Source organism: Nitrospira sp. BLG_2 (genome assembly GCF_049222245.1).
Genome location: NZ_JBLYIG010000692.1, coordinates 1 through 3129, shown reverse-complemented (window position 1 = coordinate 3129; position 3129 = coordinate 1). Strand labels below are relative to the sequence as shown.

3 protein-coding genes are annotated in these 3129 nt (G+C 54.2%); 1 reads left to right on the top strand and 2 read right to left on the bottom strand.

The annotated features are described in order from the left end of the window. Both ACOSYY_RS18295 and ACOSYY_RS18290 read right to left on the bottom strand, forming a co-directional pair. A partial coding sequence (locus tag ACOSYY_RS18295; protein ID WP_421664284.1) for a YbgC/FadM family acyl-CoA thioesterase occupies nucleotides 1–304 on the bottom strand: 304 nt, incomplete at its 3' end. Between the two features lie 133 nt (nucleotides 305–437). After that, nucleotides 438–1694: a TIGR02710 family CRISPR-associated CARF protein gene (locus tag ACOSYY_RS18290; protein WP_421664283.1), complete on the bottom strand. Its 1257-nt coding sequence runs from the start codon at nucleotides 1692–1694 to the stop codon at nucleotides 438–440. 868 nt (nucleotides 1695–2562) lie between these two features. Between ACOSYY_RS18290 and ACOSYY_RS18285 the strand changes: the two genes are divergently transcribed. Further along, nucleotides 2563–2775 (top strand): hypothetical protein, encoded by a 213-nt coding sequence (locus ACOSYY_RS18285; protein ID WP_421664282.1) that lies wholly within the window; start codon nucleotides 2563–2565, stop codon nucleotides 2773–2775. Nucleotides 2776–3129 lie beyond the last annotated feature (354 nt).

Below are 3129 nucleotides of genomic sequence, written 5' to 3'. Positions count from 1 at the left end.
AGCCGTTCACCACGACTCGGCCGCTCACCTTCTCGCGCACGACATGCGAAAATGTCAGAGTGGCCCGCGTCACATCGTCGACGTCCGTTTCCACAATCAGCGTTTCTCCATAGCGGCCAGGCGAGCAATACTCCACTTCGGCATGCACGACCACGAAGATGACGCCTTGTTTCATCAAGTCCGCAACTGAATACCCTCGCATTTCAAGGTATTCAGTACGAGCCCGCTCGAAATACTTCAGATAATTGGCATAGTAGACCACCCCGCCGCAGTCTGTGTCTTCGTAGTAGATCTTTATTTCCATAGAAATTTAAAGCGGATGGATGGTCGGGAGTTACACGATGGATAGACAGGCGAAGTGATGTCAGTAATCAACGAAACGACCGTCCGACAACAACAAGATCCGGTCTCGATGATCGGCCTTCGGCGCCCCATGACTAAAGATTGAGTACAGGAAACTTCGGCAGCGACGTCTCACTGACTCCCGACAGCTTGATGACCACATCGTAGAGCTGCTGCACTCGCTCTGATTTGATGGGCTCGAAGCCGTGCCCCAACACCGCATGGTTCGCTGCGTCCAGCAACGGCTTCATCTTCGGCCATTCCCTGAGAAAGGCTTGGCCCAGTTGGTCGCCCAACCCGGCCAGCACACGAAACTGGGCTTGGAGCGGCAACTTATATTTACCGTCGATGTCTTCGAGATAACACGCGCGGCAGGTCTCTTGTAACCCTTGCGGAAGTTGCTCGGGCGACACATCCCAACTCTTGATCTTGTGCGACTTATAGAGCCGGACTTGCGCGAACGCCTCCAGCCCCCGAACGAGCGCGGTCATGGCCGCTTCAGGGTCGCGCCCTGCAAGGAGCTTTCTGTGGGCATGAGCCAGCAAATCCAACGGGACGAAGTCTTTGACTTCCGCCGGGTCAAGAACGAGTTTTTCAAGAAAACCGGCATTGGCCTTTACGGGCGACACGACCGCCTTCAATCCCGGAGGTCCGCCCCACAACGAGGCCATCTCAAGGGCTTTGGCCGCGGTCTTCAACTTGTCCCAGGCTTGACGATAGTGAAACCGTTCCCACAATTCATAGCCCTCGGCCAAGTCAGTAAATGCTCGATACAGCGGCTTCTGCCCACCGCTCACCCTCAGTTCTATATCGCGAAACATTTTGGCGGCGGCATGAAACAGGCCTCGGTTGAACAACTCACATCCTTCTCGGCGCGACACTGTCCCCTGCTCATCCCACGGATTCGTCTGAGTCCAGACGAGCGTCTTGGAACCCAACTCGACACGATCGCCCTCCGAACCTTCGCGCGTGGGAACCAATTCAACCACCCGAGAAGTCCACGGCAGCGCCACCAAGGTGAGCGCACCCGCCATCGCCGCGGTCGCTCCGCTCAGATCCAGGACCAGCTCCCCCGGCTGTACCTCCCATGTCCGTAAGAGATCCGGTAGGGACCGCGCAATCGTTTGATAGGTGGACGGAAACTCCGTAGCATCGGCCACCACAATCCAATCCCACCGCCTCGGCATTTGTTGGATCTTCGGCTGGACGCCCGCCTCGACCAAAGCCTTACTTTCTTCAGGCAACACGAAACACAACGTATCAGGGTTGAGCCTGTTGATCGAATACACCGCCGCAGCCGCATCATCGACGAATGCGATCACAAGCGTCTTGATGGATTGGTCTTGTGCCATCCCGCGACGACTATATCATCGCCTCTAACCCGCGTTCAATTTCAGCATAATGAAAGTGAGTAATATTCTCCCATCTATCCAATCTGCTGCCTCATTTAATGTAGCTACAAGCTTGCACTATCTTTGCCGTTAGGCAGTCCAGGCCACCACGGACAGGAGGGTAAATGCTTACTAGAGCGAGGCAGCACGGTTGCTGGGAGTGACATCGCAAGCTGTCATAAATTCGTTCATCCCACACGTGTTGATCTTCAACCTGGTTTGAAAAGAACTTCAACTTCGGTTAATGATAGCCACGTGCGAAAGTGACACGAAAACGGCGTAAGTCTAAGTGATATCGGCGCACTGCGTTATTTTGAATGATTGGCAAGCCCCAACTGGCGATGGCAGCCGGAAAAGGGAACTTGCATTCGACCGACCGGATACGATGCTCGCGAGATTGATAGTCTGTCCGGCGCGCTGGTAAGGAACCAACTCGCACGAATGGTCTTAGGCAAGCAGGTGGAATTAGCCTCAGCCTAGAGTCGATAGAGGGCGTCTGGTGTGTGATGTGGATTTCAATGGCAAGAACTGGATGAATCTTTCCCCGGTATTGGCAAGATGGATCGCTCTTAAGGACTTCACGAAAGAAACTGATGCCCGCATTGTCATTGATGACCTACGCGCCAAGCTGGATGGGATCCGTCTGCCAAATTCATGGTCCAGACCGAAATAACAGCAAGAACGTTAAGCGGAGTACCTTCGCCACCGCTCGCCATTCTAAACCCCGCTGGGCTTGGTATGGAGTTGTTCGGGAGAGAGAGGACTGAAAGAGATCATTGAGGATATGAACGTATCAATATTTGTGAAAAACTGCCCAGGAGGAATCACCATGAGAGCAGCAGATGCAACGGCCGAAGTCTTCCTTACGGCCTTTGAAGCCTTGCCGAGATCGCAGCGCGAGGCTGTTCTGCAACATCTCTTTGCCAACCCAGCGCTCAAGGAGGACCTGATAGATGTTGCACGATGGTATGAGCGTCGAGCCGAACGGCCGATACCATATGAAAAGGTGCAGCAAAACCTGAAAAAGGCCGGTCGTCTGTGACCTATCGTCTGGTCATCAAACCATCTGCCGGTATGCGGTGCCCTCCCACGCATTTGACCAAGTGCGTGTCATCACCATCATAGGTACAAAGCGATAAACGAGTCTCGATCTGCAAGGCAGCTATCTCTTGAGGGCGCCGGCTCATCGTATCGCGCCGTATCGCACCTCAGAGGACAAGCGAATGGCTCCTTTTCTTTAGTTCGGCCACTAACCTATCAAGCATTTATGAGTCCCCTCACCCACCTCGGCTAGGCGAGATCCCTCTAGAATTGACGCGGAATGGCGCCGTAAGGTGTTGCCACTGCATGGTCCACGGGGCTCACGTTTGGATGGCGGTAGGCCTCCTTTGGTGAA

Excerpts from the sequence above, each read along its gene's own strand:
- ACOSYY_RS18285 (WP_421664282.1), top strand. The coding sequence starts at position 2,563 with ATGAGAGCAGCAGATGCAACGGCCGAAGTCTTCCTTACGGCCTTTGAA.
- ACOSYY_RS18290 (WP_421664283.1), bottom strand. The coding sequence starts at position 1,694 with ATGGCACAAGACCAATCCATCAAGACGCTTGTGATCGCATTCGTCGAT.